General features: G+C 72.9%; 11 protein-coding genes. 7 read left to right on the forward strand and 4 right to left on the reverse strand.

Features of this window, described 5'->3' with window-relative positions; all coding sequences use genetic code 11:
- Positions 1–125: 125 nt before the first annotated feature.
- Entirely contained in the window at positions 126–692 is a 567-nt protein-coding gene (gene cpt / locus AC07AL_RS27665; RefSeq protein ID WP_363585771.1) for a chloramphenicol phosphotransferase CPT, read from the reverse strand.
- A 250-nt stretch (positions 693–942) separates the two neighbouring features.
- On the opposite strand from cpt, the gene AC07AL_RS27670 reads away from it, so the two are divergent.
- From AC07AL_RS27670 to AC07AL_RS27680, 3 genes are read left to right on the forward strand one after another with little or no spacing between them, the layout of a single operon-like run.
- On the forward strand, positions 943–2,121 hold the full coding sequence (locus AC07AL_RS27670) for a terpene synthase family protein (RefSeq protein ID WP_478318555.1): 1,179 nt from the start codon (positions 943–945) through the stop codon (positions 2,119–2,121).
- The gene (locus tag AC07AL_RS27675) at positions 2,118–3,533 is read left to right on the forward strand and encodes a cytochrome P450 (RefSeq protein ID WP_478318556.1); all 1,416 of its coding nucleotides are present in this window, start codon (positions 2,118–2,120) and stop codon (positions 3,531–3,533) included. Before AC07AL_RS27670 ends, AC07AL_RS27675 begins: the two co-directional genes overlap by 4 nt.
- Positions 3,530–4,927: an NAD(P)/FAD-dependent oxidoreductase gene (locus AC07AL_RS27680; RefSeq protein ID WP_363585768.1), complete on the forward strand. Its 1,398-nt coding sequence runs from the start codon at positions 3,530–3,532 to the stop codon at positions 4,925–4,927. Before AC07AL_RS27675 ends, AC07AL_RS27680 begins: the two co-directional genes overlap by 4 nt.
- Before the next feature lie 144 nt (positions 4,928–5,071).
- On the opposite strand, the gene AC07AL_RS27685 is transcribed toward AC07AL_RS27680, so the two are convergent.
- Positions 5,072–5,296 (reverse strand): hypothetical protein, encoded by a 225-nt coding sequence (locus AC07AL_RS27685; protein WP_363585767.1) that lies wholly within the window; start codon positions 5,294–5,296, stop codon positions 5,072–5,074.
- Positions 5,297–5,539: 243 nt separating this feature from the next.
- Between AC07AL_RS27685 and AC07AL_RS27690 the strand changes: the two genes are divergently transcribed.
- Complete coding sequence (locus AC07AL_RS27690) at positions 5,540–6,883, forward strand: GH1 family beta-glucosidase (RefSeq protein WP_478318557.1); 1,344 nt, start codon at positions 5,540–5,542, stop codon at positions 6,881–6,883.
- 505 nt (positions 6,884–7,388) lie between these two features.
- On the forward strand, positions 7,389–10,046 hold the full coding sequence (locus tag AC07AL_RS27695; RefSeq protein ID WP_363588520.1) for a SpoIIE family protein phosphatase: 2,658 nt from the start codon (positions 7,389–7,391) through the stop codon (positions 10,044–10,046).
- Positions 10,047–10,122: 76 nt separating this feature from the next.
- Here the strand turns inward: AC07AL_RS27695 and AC07AL_RS27700 are convergent, their stop codons facing one another.
- Both AC07AL_RS27700 and AC07AL_RS27705 read right to left on the reverse strand, forming a co-directional pair.
- Positions 10,123–11,148 (reverse strand): alcohol dehydrogenase catalytic domain-containing protein, encoded by a 1,026-nt coding sequence (locus tag AC07AL_RS27700; RefSeq protein ID WP_400807854.1) that lies wholly within the window; start codon positions 11,146–11,148, stop codon positions 10,123–10,125.
- 397 nt (positions 11,149–11,545) lie between these two features.
- On the reverse strand, positions 11,546–12,673 hold the full coding sequence (locus tag AC07AL_RS27705; protein ID WP_363588516.1) for an NADH:flavin oxidoreductase: 1,128 nt from the start codon (positions 12,671–12,673) through the stop codon (positions 11,546–11,548).
- 443 nt (positions 12,674–13,116) lie between these two features.
- Between AC07AL_RS27705 and AC07AL_RS27710 the strand changes: the two genes are divergently transcribed.
- Positions 13,117–14,796, forward strand: a complete 1,680-nt coding sequence (locus AC07AL_RS27710; protein ID WP_478318560.1) for a DUF885 domain-containing protein — start codon at positions 13,117–13,119, stop codon at positions 14,794–14,796.
- 199 nt (positions 14,797–14,995) lie between these two features.
- Positions 14,996–17,176, forward strand: coding sequence for a DEAD/DEAH box helicase (locus AC07AL_RS27715; RefSeq protein WP_478318562.1), 2,181 nt, complete (start codon positions 14,996–14,998; stop codon positions 17,174–17,176).
- Positions 17,177–17,674 lie beyond the last annotated feature (498 nt).

The following is a 17,674-nucleotide window of genomic DNA, read 5'->3' on the forward strand; positions in this document are numbered from 1 at the left end:
GTTGGCTGGTCACAACCCCCCATGTCCGTGCTTTCCTCCCCCCCCCTTGCTCCCAGCCCCCCACCCCTCCTCGCCCTGGTCCCGGGGCCCCAGGGGCCTGACCTGGGCCTGGGCCCAGGCCCAGGTCACCCGCCCACGGGGGCGGATCCGGCGGCGCCGCCCCCGAGGTGGGCGGCAATCCTCCGCGCGCACTCCAGCGACTCGGTGCGCGAGGTGTCCACCTCCAGGTCGTAGCGCACGCCCTGGTGGACCAGCTCCGCCTGCGAAGCGGCCATCCCCAGGATCCGGTTCCCCCGGGCAAGCTCCCGGCCGGTGGCCACCGCCGCCTCGCAGCGGACCCCGACCCACAGCACGTCCAGGCCCACGAGTGCCTTCTCCCAGCGGAGTTGGGACTCCGACCGGCCGAGGAAGACCTCGTCGACGATCACCCGCGCGCCCGCCCCCGCCATGGCCGCGACCCCCGCGATCCACGCCGCCTCCAAGGCCCGGAACGCCGCCCCGACGCTCACCCCGCCATCGGCCGCGAAGCCGATGCCCCCGTCCGTATCGTGCAGGGACGCGGGCGCCGCCTCGATCAGGGTGTCGACCCCGACCGTCAGCCAGGGCTCCGGCAGCACCGCCTGCAGGCACCGGGCGATCCCGGACTTGCCCGAGCTGGAACCGCCGTTCAGCACAATCACCTGAGTCGCCATCCCGCCACCGTAGCCACTCCGGCACCACGTCCCAACCGGTTATCGGACGCCCGGCGAGAGCCTGGCCGCCGAGGGGTGGGGCGCGTCGGGAGGGGGTGGGACTGGTCACGGTCCGTGTCGACGTGGTGACGGCGCGATCACTCGTGCGGGGGAAAAGCGATGGTTGCGCTTTGAACAGTCGCGGTGGCTGGCCAGACTGGTCCTTCTCCGACCGGCCGGTCGGAGGTGGTGAGCGAGGGGGAGCACGGGCATGGGCATTTCGCCGTACCGCGGCATGTGCGGCCTCGCCGCCGAGCACCCCGGAGGCCCGGACCTCCTCGCGGGAGTCGCCAGACCGGCGCCGCACGGCGAGGCCGACGCCCTCCGCCGGGACGTCGGGGCGTGGCTGGTGGCGAGCGGCGTGCTCGGCGGTGACGTCCAAGGGTTCCTGGCACAGGGCCACCTGGACCTGGTGGCGGAGGCGTGGGGCGACGTTCCCCGGGGTCCGCGGCTGGTCGCGGCGGCGAAGTGGCTGGTGCTCACCTGGATCCTCGACGACCGCTTCGACGACCAGTGGATCGGCGGGCCCGTCACGGCGGCCCGGCGGACCGTCCGGGCACTCACGGACGTCCTGGGCGGTGGTTCGGGCGGCGGTTCGGACGGCGTTCTGGGTAGCGTTCCGGGCGGCGGCTCGGGCGGCGGCTCGGGCGGCGGCTCGGGTGGTGCTTCGGACGGCGGTTCGGATGGCATCGAGCTGCCCGGCGACGCACTCGTCGAGGCGTTCGCGGTGCTGTGGCGGGAGACGGCCGAGCTGACGCCGCCGCAGTGGCGGTCGCGCTACGCGGCGTACTTCCGCGCGTACCTGGACACCTCGCTCGGCTACCTCGACGAGACCCCGCTCCGCGACACCCCCTTCCGTGACACCCCCTTCCGTGACACCGCCTTCCGTGACACCCCCTTCCAGGACCTCGGGGCCGCCGCCCCGGCCGGCGCCGTGCAGACCGTCCCCGAGTACCTGCGCCGACGGGACCAGGACGGCGCCGTGTCGTGCGCGGCGGGCTGGATCGAGCTCGCCCACGGCCTGGACCTCGCCGACGAGGTGTTCCGGCACCCGAGGGTGGCGGACCTGCTGATGCGCTTCAACCACGTCGTCTGCTGGGTCAACGACCTCTACTCCGCAGAGGGGGAGTCCGCCGCCGGGAACGGCAAGAACCTGCTGCGCTCGTTCACCGTCCACGAGGGCCTGGCCCCCGAAGAGGCGTCGGCCCGGCTCGGGGCGCTGTGCGAGGCCGAGTCGACGACGCTGGAGTTCCTGGCGGACGGCATCGCCCGCGACCCTTCGTCGCCCGGCGAGGTGCGGGCCTTCGCCCTCGGACTGGTCCGCTTCACCCGCGCGCTCATCCACTGGACGGCGACGGCCGCCCGCTACCATACGGAGTCACCGCGATGATCCCCCGTCCGCCCGGCGGCCTGCCGCTGCTCGGGCACCTGGTGCCGTTCCTGCGCGACCCGCTGGCGTTCCTGCGTTCCCTGCCCCGGTACGGCGGCCTCGTCCAGATCAGACTGGGGCCGGTCTCCGCGGTGGTGGTCTGCGACCTGGAGCTGACCCGGCACGTCCTGCGCGAGGACCGGGTCTTCGACAAGGGCGGGTTCCTGTTCGAACGGGTCCGCGACTTCGCCGGCAACGGCCTGGTGACCTGCCCCCACGCCGACCACCGCCGCCAGCGCCGCTACGTCCAGCCCGCCTTCCGCGCCGACCGGATCGCGCGGTACACGGAGGTGATGGCCCGGGAGGCCCGGCGGCTGGCCGGGTCCTGGAGCGACGGGCAGGAGGTCGACATCACCGCCGAGTTGAGCCTGGCCGCCGGGCGCAGCCTGGTCTCGACCTTGTTCACCCGGCTGCCGTTCACCGGCCTCCAGGAGACCGTCGACGACTTCGTGCTGCTGATCGGCGGCTCCTACCGGCGCATGCTGCTGCCCCACCGGCTCAACCGGATCCCGCTGCCGGCCAACCGCCGCTACGACGCCGCCCGCACCCGGCTGGTGCGCCTGGTCGACGAGGTCGTCACCGCCTACCGCGCGGATGCGGAGGACCGGGGCGACCTGGTGTCGACGCTGGTGGCCGCCGACGCGGGCGGGCAGGCGCTCTCCAACGCGGAGGTCACCGACCAGGTGATGACGATCTTCGCCGCCGGCTTCGACACCATCGCCAACTCCACCGTGTGGGCCCTGCACCTGCTCGCCCAGCACCCGGACATCGCCGATCGGGTCCGGGCCGAGGTGGACGCGGCCCACGTGGACGCGACCGGGATGAACGTGCTCGGGGTGAACGCGCCCGAGGCTGACGCGCTCGGTGTGGACGCGGCCGAGACCGACGCCACCCCGGCGGCCGGCACGTCGGCGAGCGTGGACGGGCTGGAGCTCACCACCCGGGTCGTCCGCGAGGCCGTCCGGCTGTACTCCCCGGGCTGGCTGCTCACCCGCGTCACGGCCACCGACACCGAACTCGGCGCGCACCGCCTGCGCGAGGGCACGACGGTCGTCTACAGCCCCTACCTCCTGCACCGCCAGTCCGCCCTGTTCCCCGACCCCGACCGCTTCGACCCCGAGCGGTGGGTGGGCGTCCACCCGCAGCGCGGCCCGTTCATCGGCTTCGGCGCGGGACCGCGCCGCTGCGTCGGCGAGCAGTTCGGCATGACCGAGTCCGTCCTGCTGCTCGCCACGATCATGCGGGCCTGGCGGCTGGAGCACGTCCCCGGCCGGACCGTCCGCGAGCTGCCGCTCGCCACGCTGCGCCCCGGCCCGGTGTGGATGCGCGCGACCCGCCGGGACGGCCTCGCCTCCACCGGAGCCGCCGGGTGAGCACGGCCCTTGTCCTCGGCGGCGGCCTGGCCGGCACGCTGGCCGCCGCCGCCCTGGCGCCGCACGCCCGGACCGTCACCGTTCTCGAACAGGACGTCCTGCCCGTCCTGCCCGGCCCGCGCCGGGGCCTGCCGCAGGGCGAGTTCAGCCACATCCTGCTCGGCGGCGGCGCGGACGCCGTCGAGGAGGTCCTGCCCGGAACGCTCGACGCCCTGCTCGCCGCCGGCGCCCACTACCGCTCGATCCCCGCCGGCCTGCTGATGCGCCTCGGGCCGGGCTGGCTCCAGGGCTTCGACTCGCCGGCCTACCTGATCGCGTGCAGCCGCCACCTGCTCGACCACGTCGTGCGGCGGCGGCTGCGCGAGCAGGCGAACGTGACGGTCCGCGAACGCACCTCCGTCCTCGGCCTGGTGGGCGGCCCGGGCCGGATCGTCGGGGTCCACATCGAGAACCCGGACGGCTCGCGGGAGACCCTGCGGGCCGACCTGGTCGTGGACGCGACCGGCCGCCGCTCCCGCGCCCCGGAGTGGCTGCGCGCGCTGGGGGTCAAGGGCCTGTGCGAGGAGACGGTGGACGCCGGACTCGCCTACGCCGCCCGGGTGTTCGAGACGCCGGGCGGAAACGAGGGCTTCCCGGTGGTGAGCATCGTGCCCGTCCCGGGGCGTGGCCGGCCCGGTCGGGGCGCCACCATCATCCCGATCGAGGACGGGCGCTGGATCGTCACGCTCTCCGGCACCCGGGGCGGCGAACCCGCCCGGGGCGAGCGCGAGTTCCACGACTTCCTGAAGGCGCTGGACCACCCGGTCGTCCACGACCTCGCGCGCGCCGCCCGCCCGCTCGGCCCGATCCGCACCTGCCACGGGACACTGAACCGCCGGCGCCGCTACGAGTGCTACGAGGGCGGCCCGCTGGCCGGGTTCGCCGCCACCGGCGACGCGGTGGCGGCGCTGAACCCGGTGTACGGGCACGGCATGACGGTCGCCGCCCAGTGCGCCGCCGCCATCCGCGCCGCCGTCGACAGCGAAGGCCTGCACCCAGGGGTGAGCGCACTGATCCAGCGGCGGATCGCCAGGGTCGTCGACACGCCCTGGGACATGGCCAAGGACCAGGACGAGGGCTTCCCGGACGCGCTGTCGAGCCACCCCGCCACCGCCGCCGGGCCCGCCGCCGTGTTCACCCGCTGGTACACCCGCCGGGTGCTGGGCGCGGCCCTCACCGACCCCGCCGTCTCGGCCGCCTACTTCGAGGTGTTCTCCCTCGCCGCCAGACCCGCCCGGCTGGCCAGGCCCGCGGTGGCCCTCGGCGCACTGCGACCCCGGCGTGCCCACCCGCCGACCGCCGGCCAGGCGATCGCCCGCTTCCCGGGGGTGGCCGCACTGGCCGGGCCGTACTGACCGGCCCGGACGGTCGGAACCGCCCTACCTCCCGCTCAGGTGCTCCTGTTCACGCCGTCGCCGTTGCCGTCGCCGCCCTCGGACGCCCAGGTCCCGTCCCGCCAAGATCGGTCGGACGGACCCGGGGCGACCTGACGGCGTCGGTCACCGAGCCGCCGCGGCCATGGCCTCGCGAACGGTGATCAGGCATGGATCGCAGTAGCGGTCCGGGCCCGCCGACTCCCCGCCGCCCGCGGCCGGCGCGACGCGCTGGGCGGGTTCGAGGAAACGTCCGCACAGGGACGTCGACGAGTCGTTCTTCGTCACCACGTGCCACACCACGGCCGGCGGTGACACCGCCGGGTCGTGCTCGGCCCACATCTCGTACACGGCAGCCTCCCGAATCGCTGGGGCCCGGTCACCCCATGCAACCTCCCTCCCCGGCGGTCGGCCACCGGACGGGGCCCGGTGGGATGGCGCGCGGGCGGTCGGGGCCCGTCCGGCCACTCCCGCCGGGGCGCGCGCCGCGCTCCTCCGGCCGGGTTTCCCTTGTCGTGGTGGCCGGTTGGCCCTGGCGTTTCGGTGTCGCGTCAGTAACATGAGTTCCCCTCACGTTCACGTCAGGAGGCAGTCATGCCGGACCGCTACGACCTGCCGACGGGGTTCCGCTGGGGCGCCGCCACCGCCGCCTACCAGATCGAGGGGGCGGTGACCGAGGACGGCCGCGGGCCCTCCGTCTGGGACGTCTTCGCCGCCCGCCCCGGCACCGTCCGCGACGGCCACACGGGCGCGGTGGCCTGCGACCACTACCACCGGTACCCCGAGGACATCGCGCTGATGAAGAACCTCGGACTCGACGGCTACCGCTTCTCCATCGCCTGGCCCCGCGTGCTCCCCACGGGCAGCGGTCCCGTGAACCCCGCCGGACTCGCCTTCTACGACCGCCTGGTGGACGCCCTCCTCGACGCCGGCATCACCCCGCTCCCCACCCTCTTCCACTGGGACCTCCCGCAGGCCCTGGAAGACGGCGGCGGCTGGCTGAACCGCGACACCGCCCACCACTTCGCCGACTACGCCGCGATCGTGACCGACCGCCTCGGCGACCGCGTCCCCACCTGGATCACCCTCAACGAGCCCTTCGTCCACACCGTCTTCGGCTACGCCCTCGGCACCCACGCCCCCGGCCGCACCCTGATGCTGGAGGCCCTCCCGGCCGCCCACCACCAGCTCCTCGCCCACGGCCTGGCCGCCTCGATCCTCCACGACCGCGGCCTGGAGGTGATGCTCTCCAACAACCTCACCCCGGTCGAGCCGGCCACCCCCTCCGACGCCGACCTCGCCGCCGCCCAGGCCTACGACGCCCTCCACAACCGCCTGTTCACCGACCCCGTCCTCCTCGGCCGCTACCCCGACCTCTCCGCCCTGGGCGTCCCCGACGACCTATACGGCGCCATCCACCCCGGCGACACCGACCTCATCGCCGCCCCCGGCCTCGACGGCCTCGGCCTCAACTTCTACAACCCCACCCGCATCGCCGCCCCCACCGAGCCGGGCCTCCCCTTCGACTTCGTCGACATCCCCGACGTCCCCCACACCGCCTTCGGCTGGCCCGTCGTCCCCGACGCCCTCCGCCAACTCCTCCTCTCCCTCCGCGATACCTACGGCAAGACCCTCCCACCCATCACCATCACCGAGAACGGCTGCTCCGTCACCGAGTCCACCACCCCCGACCAACCCCGCATCGACTTCATGTCCGCCCACCTCGACGCCCTCGCCGCCGCCATCGCCGAAGGCATCGACATCCGCGGCTACTACACCTGGTCCCTCCTCGACAACTACGAGTGGGCCGAGGGCTACCACCAGCGCTTCGGCCTCGTCCACGTCGACTTCACCACCCAGCGCCGCACCCCGAAGGCCTCGTACGCCTGGTACCGCGACCTGATCGCCGCCCACCGGACCCACCGATCGAGGTCGTAGCAGCCGTTGCGGCCGGAGCCGTCGGCGAGCCGGCGCAGCGATCGACCCCGCCTTCCGGCCGTGGTCGCTGTCCGCCGACTCCTGGACCTGGGTCCAGTCGGCCCGGACAGGTTGGCGGCTCACTCGGCACCGACCGGGTGTGCCTCCCCGCACTGCCACGGCGACTCCTGCGAACCGCGGACCTTCGGCGTCGGTTCGAGCTGATCGGAGCCGCTCCTGCCCACCGGCCGGCTCCGGGTCCGGTCCCTTCGACGGAGTCCGCCACCGCGGTGAACCGGGCGGGTGAGCCGTTCGGTGTTGCGGCGGGACATGCTGCCACCTGCGCTTCGCCCCCATCAGCGTAGTGTGGCCCGCTCGTGCCCGGGGTGCGGTGGATCATGGGTGTATGGCCAGAGACACGGGCCGCTCCTCCTGGCTGCCCCTGCGCCGATCGGGTAGCCGTCGTGAGCGGCGACACCCACGCTCAGCCCCGCGGGAGCAGTCGGCGCATCGCCTGTGGTCGGTGATGAGCATCCGGAGTGTCGCCGGTCAGATGTTCGTCCTACAGGTGCTCATCGTGCTGTTGCTCGTGGTGACGGCCGTCGTCGTGCTGCTGGTCCAGTCCCGCAGCGACCGGTTCGACGCGGCGCGCGGCCGCACGCTCGCCGCGGCCCAGGCGTTCGCCCACGGGCCCGGCCTGGTGGCGACGATGCAGGGCCCCGACCCCAGCGCGGTGCTCCAGCCGCTGACCGAAGAGGCCCGCACGGCTGCCGGGGTCGACTTCATCGTGGTGACCGACCGCAACGGCATCCGGTACACCCACCCCGATCCGGAGCTGATCGGCAAGATGTTCATCGGCACCATCGGGCCGTCGCTGCACGGCCAGGTCACCGTCGAGGACGTGCACGGCCCACTCGGCTCCGAGTACCAGGTGGTCGTCCCGGTGGAGGACTCCCACGGGGCGGTCGTGGGCATCGTGTCGTCCGGGATGAAGGTCTCCAACGTGAGCAGCGCGTTCAACCGCCAGCTGCCGGTCGTCCTGGGCGTCGGCGCCTTGGCGCTCGGCCTGGCCACGGCCGGTACGGCGCTGGTGGGCAGGCGTCTGCTGCGGCAGACCCGCGGCCTGGGGCCGGAAGAGATGACCCGGATGTACGAGCACCACGACGCGGTGCTGCACGCGGTGCGCGAGGGCGTGGCCATCGTCGGCGGCGACGGCCGGGTCCTGCTCGCCAACGACGAGGCGCGCCGCTTGCTCGACCTGCCCCCCGACGTTGAGGGGCTTCCCGTCGCCGACCTCGGCCTCGCCCCCCGCACGGCCGAACTGCTGATCTCCGACCGTGCGGTCACCGACGAGGTGCTCCCCGTCGGAGATCGCCTGCTGGCCGTCAACAGCCGCCCCACCGACAGCGGGGGAGGCCCGGCGGGCAGCGTCACCACCCTGCGCGACTCCACCGAACTGCGCGCCCTCGCGGGGAAGGCCGAGGTCGCCCGCAGCCGGCTCAGGCTGCTGTACGAAGCGAGCCTGGCCATCGGCACGACCCTGGACGTCCGGCGCACCGCGGAGGAGCTCGTCCGGACGGCCGCCCACGAATTCTGCGACTACGCCACCGTCGACCTCGCCGAGGCGGTCCTGGACGGCGAGGAGCCGCGGGCCCTGGTGGTCGATGCCCCGGTGGAGCTGCGGCGGGTGGCGCTCGCGGGCGTCCGGGACGATTCGCCGCTGTACCCCCAAGGGGAGCTGGTCAGGTGGGATCGGGGCACCCCGCAGGCGGCGGGTTTCGTCAGGGGGCGCCCCACGCTGGTCGCCGAGCTGGCGACCGACGCCGGCTGGCGCATGCAGGACACCGAGCGCACGCAGGCGGTGCTGGAGTTCGGCCTGGCATCGCTGATCGCCGTTCCGCTGTCGGCACGGGGCGTGCTGATGGGCATCGCCTGCTTCTGGCGCAGCCGTGACCGAGGTCCCTTCGAGGACGAGGACCTGTCCCTGGCCGAGGAGCTGGCCGCCCGGGCCGCCGTGTCCATCGACAACGCCCGCCGCTACACGCGCGAGCACACGATGGCCGTCACCCTCCAGCACAGCCTGTTGCCGCGCGCGTTGCCCGAGCAGAGCGCCCTCGACATCGCCTACCGCTACCTCCCCGCCCAGGCGGGGGTCGGCGGCGACTGGTTCGACGTCATCCCGTTGTCGGGCACCAGGGTCGCGCTCGTCGTCGGTGACGTGGTCGGCCACGGCCTGCACGCGGCCGCGACCATGGGCCGCCTGCGCACCGCGGTCCAGAACTTCTCCACCCTCGACCTGCCGCCGGACGAGCTCCTCGGACACCTGGACGAACTGGTCGCCCACATCGACCAGGAGACGGCGGCAGCCGAGGGCGAGCTCGCGATCACCGGCGCCACCTGCCTCTACGCCATCTACGACCCCACCACCGGCATCTGCGCCCTGGCCCGGGCGGGCCACCCGCCGCCCGCCCTCGTCCACCCGGACGGCACGGTGGAGGTCCTCACCCTTCCCGCCGGTCCGCCGCTCGGCCTGGGCGGGATGCCCTTCGAAGCCACGGAGGTGCGGGTGCCGCAGGGCAGCAACCTGGTCCTCTACACCGACGGCCTCATCGAGGACCGCACCCGCGACATCGGTGTCGGCCTGGACGTCCTCACCGCCACCCTGGCCCGCGCCGACCGATCGCCCCAGGAGGTCTGCGACGCCGTGCTCGACGCCCTGCTGCCCGTCCGCCAGACCGACGACATCGCCCTGCTCGTCGCCCGTACCCGGGTGCTGGCGCCCGATCGGACCAGCGAGTGGGACGTGGCCGCGACCCCCGAGGCCGTGGGCAGGGCGCGGGCCGAGGCGACCCGGCAGCTCACCGAGTGGGGCCTTGAGGAGGCCGTGTTCGTCACCGAGCTGGTGCTCAGCGAGCTGGTGACCAATGCCATTCGCCACGGGACCGAACCGATCAGGGTGCGGCTGCTGTACGACCGCACGCTGATCTGCGAGGTCGCCGACACCAGCAGCACCGCCCCGCACCTGCGCTACGCGGCCGCCGAGGACGAGGGCGGCCGCGGCCTGTTCCTCGTCGCCCGGCTCGCCGAGCGCTGGGGCGTGCGCTACACCCCCTGGGGCAAGATCATCTGGGCCGAGCAGTCGCTGCAGCCGAGCGCCTCGATGGCCTGGCCCGTGATCGAGTAGCCCGAGTAGCCCGAGTAGCCGGGGGAGGCCTGTGGTGGTCGAGTAGCCGGGGGAAGTCCGTGGTGGCCGAGCCGGATCAGCCGGTGGTGAGCACCATCCGGAAGCGGGCCTTCCCGGCGAGCATCTTCTGGTACGCCTCCTCGGCGTGGTCCAGCGGCACGGTCTCGGTCATCGGGCGGATGCCGTGCAGGGCGCTGAACGCCATCGTGTCCTCCACGTCCTGCGCGGTGCCGGACGGGTGGCCCCGGACGACGTTGGCACCCATGAGCAGTCCGGCCGGACTGATCGCCATCGGAGCGGTGTCCGCCCCGATCACCACCAGCTCCCCGCGGGGGGCCAGCCCGTCCAGGGTGGACGCGATGGCCTCGGAGTTGCCGGCGGTGGCCAGCACGGCCCTGGCGCCGCCGAAGGACTGCAGCGCCTCGGCGACCGGGGTGCCGGCGGTGCTGTCGACGTAGTGGTGGGCGCCCAGTTGCTCGGCGAAGCCGGCCTTCTCGGCGCCCCGGGCGATCGCCACGGTCTCGAAGCCCATCGCGACCGCGTACTGGACCCCGAGGTGCCCGAGGCCGCCGAGCCCGAGCACCGCGACCAGGTCGCCGGGCCGGGCGCTGCTGCGCCGCAGCCCGTTGTACGTGGTCACGCCCGCGCAGGCCATCGGCCCGGCATCGCCCGCCGCCAGTTCGTCGGGGATCCGGGCCAGCGCGTCGGCGGGCGCGATCACCTTCTCGGCGAAGCCTCCGTCGTACGCCCATCCCGGGACCTTCAAGTTCCGGCACACGATGAAGTCGCCCTGGCGGCACGGCTTGCAGTGGCCACAGCTGCCGCCGAACCAGCCGACCGCCACCCGGTCACCGATCTGCCATCCACGGTCCCGAGTGCCTTCGCCGAACTCCTCGATGTGCCCGGCGATCTCGTGTCCGGGCACCTCGGGGAACGACACGCCCGGTAGCGCGGCGTTCACGAAGAGTGTGTCGGAGTGGCAGACGCCGCACGCCTCCACGGCGATCCTCACGTGGCCGGGTCCCGGCTGCGGCACCTCTCGCTCGGCCGGTCGGAGCGCACCGCCCGGGGCGGTCGCCTGTGCCACTCGATAGGTACTCATTGTCAGCGCTCCTCCGGGAAGATGATCAGCGCTCCTCCGGGAAGTCGCCGCCGTGCGTCGGCAGGCTGCTCAGGGGTCCGTCCGGGAGGTCTTTTCTTCACCATAAGGCCGCACGGGACCCTTCGCAGGGCAGTGGGAGCAGCAGAACGAGGAGGCATTCGGCCGGGTCGGCGGGGTGAGTTGGCGGTGTCGGCTTTGATGACGGCCTGTTCGGCGGACCGAGGGCCACCACCGGCGCCACGGCCTCGTCCGTGTCGACTTCGTCCGAAAACACGGATCGCGCAAGCTTGTTGACATCTCGTACGGCCGGCGCGATCCTGCGGGACTCCGAAGGGACCCGGCCCCGCTGTACTTGCCGCTGTACCTGCCGCGCGGCCGGGTCCTCGGGGGCTGGTGGTCAGCTGAGGGTGCGGAGCGCGTCGGCGTCGTACGGGCGCAGCTCGGCATGGCGGCCGGAGAGGACCTTGGCGGCCCACTGCGGGTCCTGGAGGAGGGCACGGCCGACGGCGACCAGGTCGAACTCGTCGCGCTCCAGCCGGTCGAGCAGGTTGTCGATGGCCTGGACCGGGGAGCCCTCGCCCCTGAAGGCACCGACGAAGTCGCCGTCGAGGCCGACCGAGCCGACGGTGATGGCGGGGCGGCCGGTGAGCTTCTTGGTCCAGCCGGCCAGGTTGAGGTCCGAGCCGTCGAACTCGGGGACCCAGTAGCGGCGGGTCGAGGCGTGGAAGGCGTCGACGCCGGCCTCGGCGAGCGGGGTGAGGACCGCCTCCAGCTCCTGGGGGGTCTCGGCGAGGCGGGCCTCGTAGTTCTCGGACTTCCACTGCGAGTAGCGGAAGATCACCGGGAATTCCGGGGAGACGGCCGCTCGAACCGAGGCGACGAGCTCGGCCGTGAACTTCGTCCGGGCCACCGGGTCGCCGCCGTAGGCGTCGGTGCGGCGGTTGGTGCCCGCCCACAGGAACTGGTCGAGCAGGTAGCCGTGGGCGCCGTGCAGCTCGACGCCGTCGAAGCCGATCCGCTCGGCGGCCGCGGCGGCCTCGGCGAACGCGCCGATGACGGCGTCCAGATCGGCCCGGGTCATCGCCCGGCCGGTTCCCTCGGTGCCGTCCAGCCGGATCCCGGACGGGCCGACGGCGGGAGCGTCGGCGAACGGCGGGTCGCCCTGCCGGCGCACCATGCCGATGTGCCAGAGCTGCGGCACGATGGTGCCGCCCGCCGCGTGGACGTCCTCGGCGACGCGGGCCCACCCGGCCAGCTGCTCCTCGCCGTGGAAGCGCGGGATGTCGTCACTCTGGCCGGCGGACTCGTGGCCGACGTACGTCCCCTCGGTGATGATCAGGCCGACGCCCGAGGCGGCGCGGCGGGCGTAGTACGAGCGCACGTCCTCGCCGGGCACGCCGCCAGGGGAGAACCTGCGGGTCATCGGCGCCATCGCGATGCGGTTGGGAACGGTCAGCCCGTTGAGCGTGACGGGCCGGGACAGGATTTCGGCCGCGCGGGAGGCTGCGGGCTCGGTGACGGTCATGGGATCCCTCGTGGGTGCCGGTGGAGTGCGCCGGGGCGGAATTGGTTGCCTGTGCAAACAACCCGGGCGGCCCCTGCATTTCGCCGACGGCGCGAAACCCGCTGTGATCAGCGCCACTGCGCGCCGGAGGGGGCGGCCGTCTCGTCCGGCCCGGCCGTCTCGTCGGGCCCGGCCGTTCGTGCCCGGCCGTGGCCCAACCCGTCTGCTGCGGTGCGGACTTGGCGGCCGTCCGGGGCGGGCGGGCGGAGCCTGGCTACAATCACGACGTGTTCGACGGCCTGAGGGCTTCCGCCGGCGCTCCGGACTCGTCCACGTCGGCTTCGCGGCGCAGCGATTTTGCGGCGCACCGACTTTGCGGCGCAGCGACTTTGCGGCGCAGTGGCGCACCCCGAAGGCCTCCTACGCCTGGTACCGCGACCGATCGCCGACCGAAGGAGCTGACGATGACTCCACGACAGATCGCCGACGACTACGTGGCCCGGGTCGCCGCACACGATCCCGTCACCTCCACGTCCCTGGGCCTGGCCCCGGGCGACGACCGGATGCCCGACCTGTCGCCGGACGGCGTCGAGGAGACGGTCCGGCTCGCGCGGGAGGCGCTGGTGCGCCTGGACGCCGTCCCCGAGGCCGGGCCCGACGGGGATCCGGCGGAGCTCGTGTGCGCGCGGCTGCTGCGCGAGCGGCTCGACGCCGAGGTGCGGGTGCACGAGGCCGGCGAGAACTTCCGCGCGGTGCGGAACCTGCACACTCCGGTGCACCAGCTCCGGGGCATCTTCACGATGATGCCCACCGCCACCGACGACGACTGGGCCCCGGTCCTGGGCCGGCTGCGCAACCTGCCCGCCGCGCTGGACGGCTACCGGGCCACGCTGGCGGAGGGCGTCGCCCGCAAACTGCTCGCCGCGCCCCGCCAGGCCGACGTGCTGTGCGCGCAGCTCACCGCGTGGACCGGCGAGACGGCCGGGGGCCCCGGCTGGTTCGCCGAGTTCGTCACCCCCGCGCCGCAGCGGCTCCGCCCCGAACTGGACACCGCCGCGAACGAGGCGACCGCCGCCGTGGCCGCGTTCCGGGACTGGCTCCGCGACAGCTACCGGTCCGCTGCGGAAGGCACACCCGACGCCGTCGGCCGCGAGCGCTACCTGCTCGGGGCCCGCCGGTACACCGGCGCCGACCTGGACCTGGACGAGACCTACGACTGGGCCTGGGAGGAGTTCCACCGGGTCTGGGCCGAACTGCGCACGGAGGCCGAACGGGTGCTGCCCGGCGCCACCGTCCAGGAAGCCCGGGCCCACCTGGATCAGAACGGACACACCGTGCGCGGCGCCGAGCAGATGCGCGGCTGGCTGCAGCAGATCACGGACGACGCGATCGAGGCACTCGACGGGCGCCACTTCGACATCACCGGCCCGCTGCGCCGGGTCGAGACCAGGATCGCCCCGGCCGGCAGCGCCGCCGCGCCGTACTACAGCGGGCCGAGCCTCGACTTCGCCCGCCCGGGCCGGACCTTCCTCCCGCTGGCCAACGGCGACGCGCAGGAGCGGTTCCGCACCTGGCGCCTGGTCAGCACCTGGTACCACGAGGGCGTCCCCGGACACCACCTGCAGCTCGCCTCCTGGACCGCGGCGGCGGAACAGCTGTCCCGCTACCAGGTCACCCTCGGCAAGATCAGCGCCAACGTGGAGGGCTGGGCCCTGTACGCGGAGCGGCTGATGGACGAGCTCGGCTTCCTCACCGATCCCGGACGCCGCCTCGGCTACCTCGGCAAGCAGATGATGCGCGTCGCCCGCGTCATCGTCGACCTCGGCATGCACCTGGAGAGCGTCGTTCCGGCGGGCTCCCCGTTCCACGCGGGCGAGCGCTGGACCCCGGAGCTGGCCACCGCCTTCATGGCCGACTACGTCGGTCTGGCGCCCGCCCACCTGCACAGTGAGATCGTCCGCTACCTCGGCCGGCCCGGCCAGGCCATCGGTTACAAACTCGGCGAGCGCGCCTGGCTGGCCGGCCGCGAGGCGGCCCGCCGCCGGCTGGGCGCCGACTTCGACCTCAAGCGCTGGCACATGAAGGCCCTGCGGCAGGGCTCCCTGGGCCTGGACGACCTGGAAGCCGGCCTGGCAGTGCTGTGACCCCCGGCTGACGGCCCTGTGCCCGAAGTCGATCGAGACGGACGTACGGACGCACGGACGCACCCGGCCCGGAGACTCCGCCGGGACAGTGGGCGGCCGGGGTGTGGTCCGGAATCCGGGGCGGTCGGCGGTGCCTGGATGGAATCATGTGGACGCCCGGAGAGGGTGACGCATGGTCGAGTCGGGACAGGAGCCGTAGGTGGGAGAGAGGCAGCGGGCCGTCCGGAAGCCCAAGATCGTGCTCGCGGACGGGGAGCGGCTCCACGCGGTCGCCCGCGCGGTCGTCGACGATCACCAGGGTGCTGTCGAGCACGTGCGCCGGGCCGCGGCCGGTCTGCGGGGCCAGTTGGTCCGCGACGAACTGGACGGCATTCCCGTGGCCCGGCTGAAGGACGTCACCGAGGGGCGTCTGCGCGTCGGAGCGTTGGAGGCCGCCGGAATCAGGACCGTGCGGCAGGTGGTGGACGCCACGCCCTACACGCTCCAACTGCTGCCCGGAATCGGAGCCCAGAGCGCTCTCCAGGCCATCGCCGCCGCCGGGCAGATCGCCCGGGCCGCCGAGCAGGCCGTGGCGATCCGGCTGGACGTCGACCACCAGGACGCGGCCGGCACCGCGCTGGTCGTCGCACTCCAACGGCTGGTCGCCGCCGGGCCCGAGGCGAGACGGGCCAGGGAACTGGCGGAGCGTGTCGCAGGCGAGGCCGCCGCCCTGATCGCCGCCGCCCAGCCGGCCCGGGGCGTTGTGAGAGGCCTGTTCGCCGGGCGGCAGCGCCGACAGGAGGCGTTCGCCGCGGTCGATCGGTTGGACGCCCTGCTCGCGGAGACGGAGGACCGAGGAGCGTCCATGCTCTTCGCCCAGGCCTCGGTGGACCTCCTCCGCCCACTGGCCACGGACATCGAGGCCTGGGCGGAGTTCGAGGTCCGCTCGGCCGACTTCTACAGCATTCTGGGCGAGTTCGCGGGATCCGGCTCCGACGGGCTCACCGCCTCCGAAGGCTTCCTCCCGGAGAGCCTGTCGGACCGGGTCCGGGCCGAGCCGCTGGACGACACCCGGTGCGCGGTCTCGCTCCGTGGCTACCAGGCATTCGGTGCCCGCTTCGCCCTCGCACAGAAGCGGGTGATCATCGGCGATGAGATGGGCCTCGGGAAGACGATCCAGGCGATCGCCGCGCTCGCGCATCTCCGGGCGCACGGGAGCGCACACTTCCTCGTCGTCTGCCCGGCCAGCGTCCTCATCAACTGGATCAGGGAGATCGAGTCGCGCAGCACGCTGAGGGCGTTCCGATTCCACGGCCAGGAGCGGGAAGCGGCGCGCACCGAATGGCTCGGCAGCGGAGGTGTCGCCGTCGTGACCTTCGACGGACTGCGTCGCCTGGAGGTCCCGGAGGACGTCACGGTCGGCATGGTCGTGGTGGACGAGGCCCACTACGTCAAGAACCACAGCACGAAGCGCTCGCAGGCGGTGGCCGAGTGGACCGACCGCGTCGACCGCGTCCTGTTCCTCACCGGCACCCCGATGGAGAACCGGGTGGAGGAGTTCCGGAACCTGGTCCGCTATCTGCAGCCTGATCTTCTGCCCGGAATCCACAGCAGTTCGGGCGCCGCAGGGCCGACGTCGTTTCGCAAGGCCGTTGCACCGGCCTACCTGCGCCGCAACCAGCGGGACGTCCTGACGGAGCTCCCCGACGTCGTTCATGTCGACGAATGGGAGGAACTGTCGGCGTCCGATCTCGTCGCCTACCGCTCGGCGGTCGCCGAGGGGAACTTCATGGCCATGCGCCGTGCCGCGTACGCGGACCCGGCAGGGTCGGCGAAGCTGCTGCGGCTGATGGAGGTCGTCGACGAGGCTGCGGAAAACGGGTTGAAGGTCGTTGTCTTCTCGTTCTTCCGGGATGTACTGCGGGTCGTCCAGGACGCTCTGGGGCAGCGTGCTTTCGGCCCGCTCGACGGAGGCCTGGACGCTGTCCGACGACAGGACGTGGTGGACGAGTTCGCCGCCGTGCAGGGCCATGCGGTGCTGTTGAGCCAGATCCAGGCCGGCGGCGTGGGACTGAACATCCAGGCGGCGTCGGTCGTCATTCTCTGCGAACCCCAGGTGAAGCCCACCATGGAGAGCCAGGCGATAGCCAGAGCCCATCGAATGGGCCAGGTCCGGCGTGTACAGGTGCACCGCCTGCTGGCCGCGGACAGCGTCGACCAGCGGATGGTGGAGATTCTTCGCGCGAAGAGCCAACTGTTCGACGACTACGCGCGCCGCAGTGACGTGGCCGAATCGACTCCTGAAGCGGTCGACGTCTCGGAGCAGTCGCTGGCTGCGCTGATCGTGGAGGAGGAACAACTGCGCCTCGCCCGGACGGCTGCCAACGGTGCTGCGACCTGACGCCGTGACCGGGGCGGTCGCACGTCCATCTCTCGACGTTGTGGCGGGGTCGGCAGGGGCCGGCAGGGGTAGACCTGTGTGGTCCCGGGCTGGGCGTTTGTTTCGGGGCGCTGAACAGGGGTACTGTCTCCCAGTCGCTCGGCAGGGAGCACCGGACACGCATCGGCGCGGACGGTCCCGGGGCGGCCAATCCTCTGAAACACCACCTCCTGGTTCGGGCCGGGTCGCGCCTTGTCGCGGCTTGGATCCTATTCGGCGTGCTTGTTTTATCGGATTGCGGCCGATTCGCTTTTCGAAGTGGGGCTCGGCTAGAGTTTGAAACGTCGGACGGGGCATACAGCCGTAGAAGACACCAGCGAATTGGATGAACGAAGCGCCGGAAAACGGAGCGGAAAACATCTGATAAGCTGGGAACACGAAAGAACGAAGCGCCCGGAGGGCCCGCTGGAAGGCGGTCCGAAGGAAGTGTCCGTTCCTTGAGAACTCAACAGCGTGCCA

The sequence above is a fragment of the Kitasatospora sp. NPDC043949 genome, from assembly GCF_056435365.1.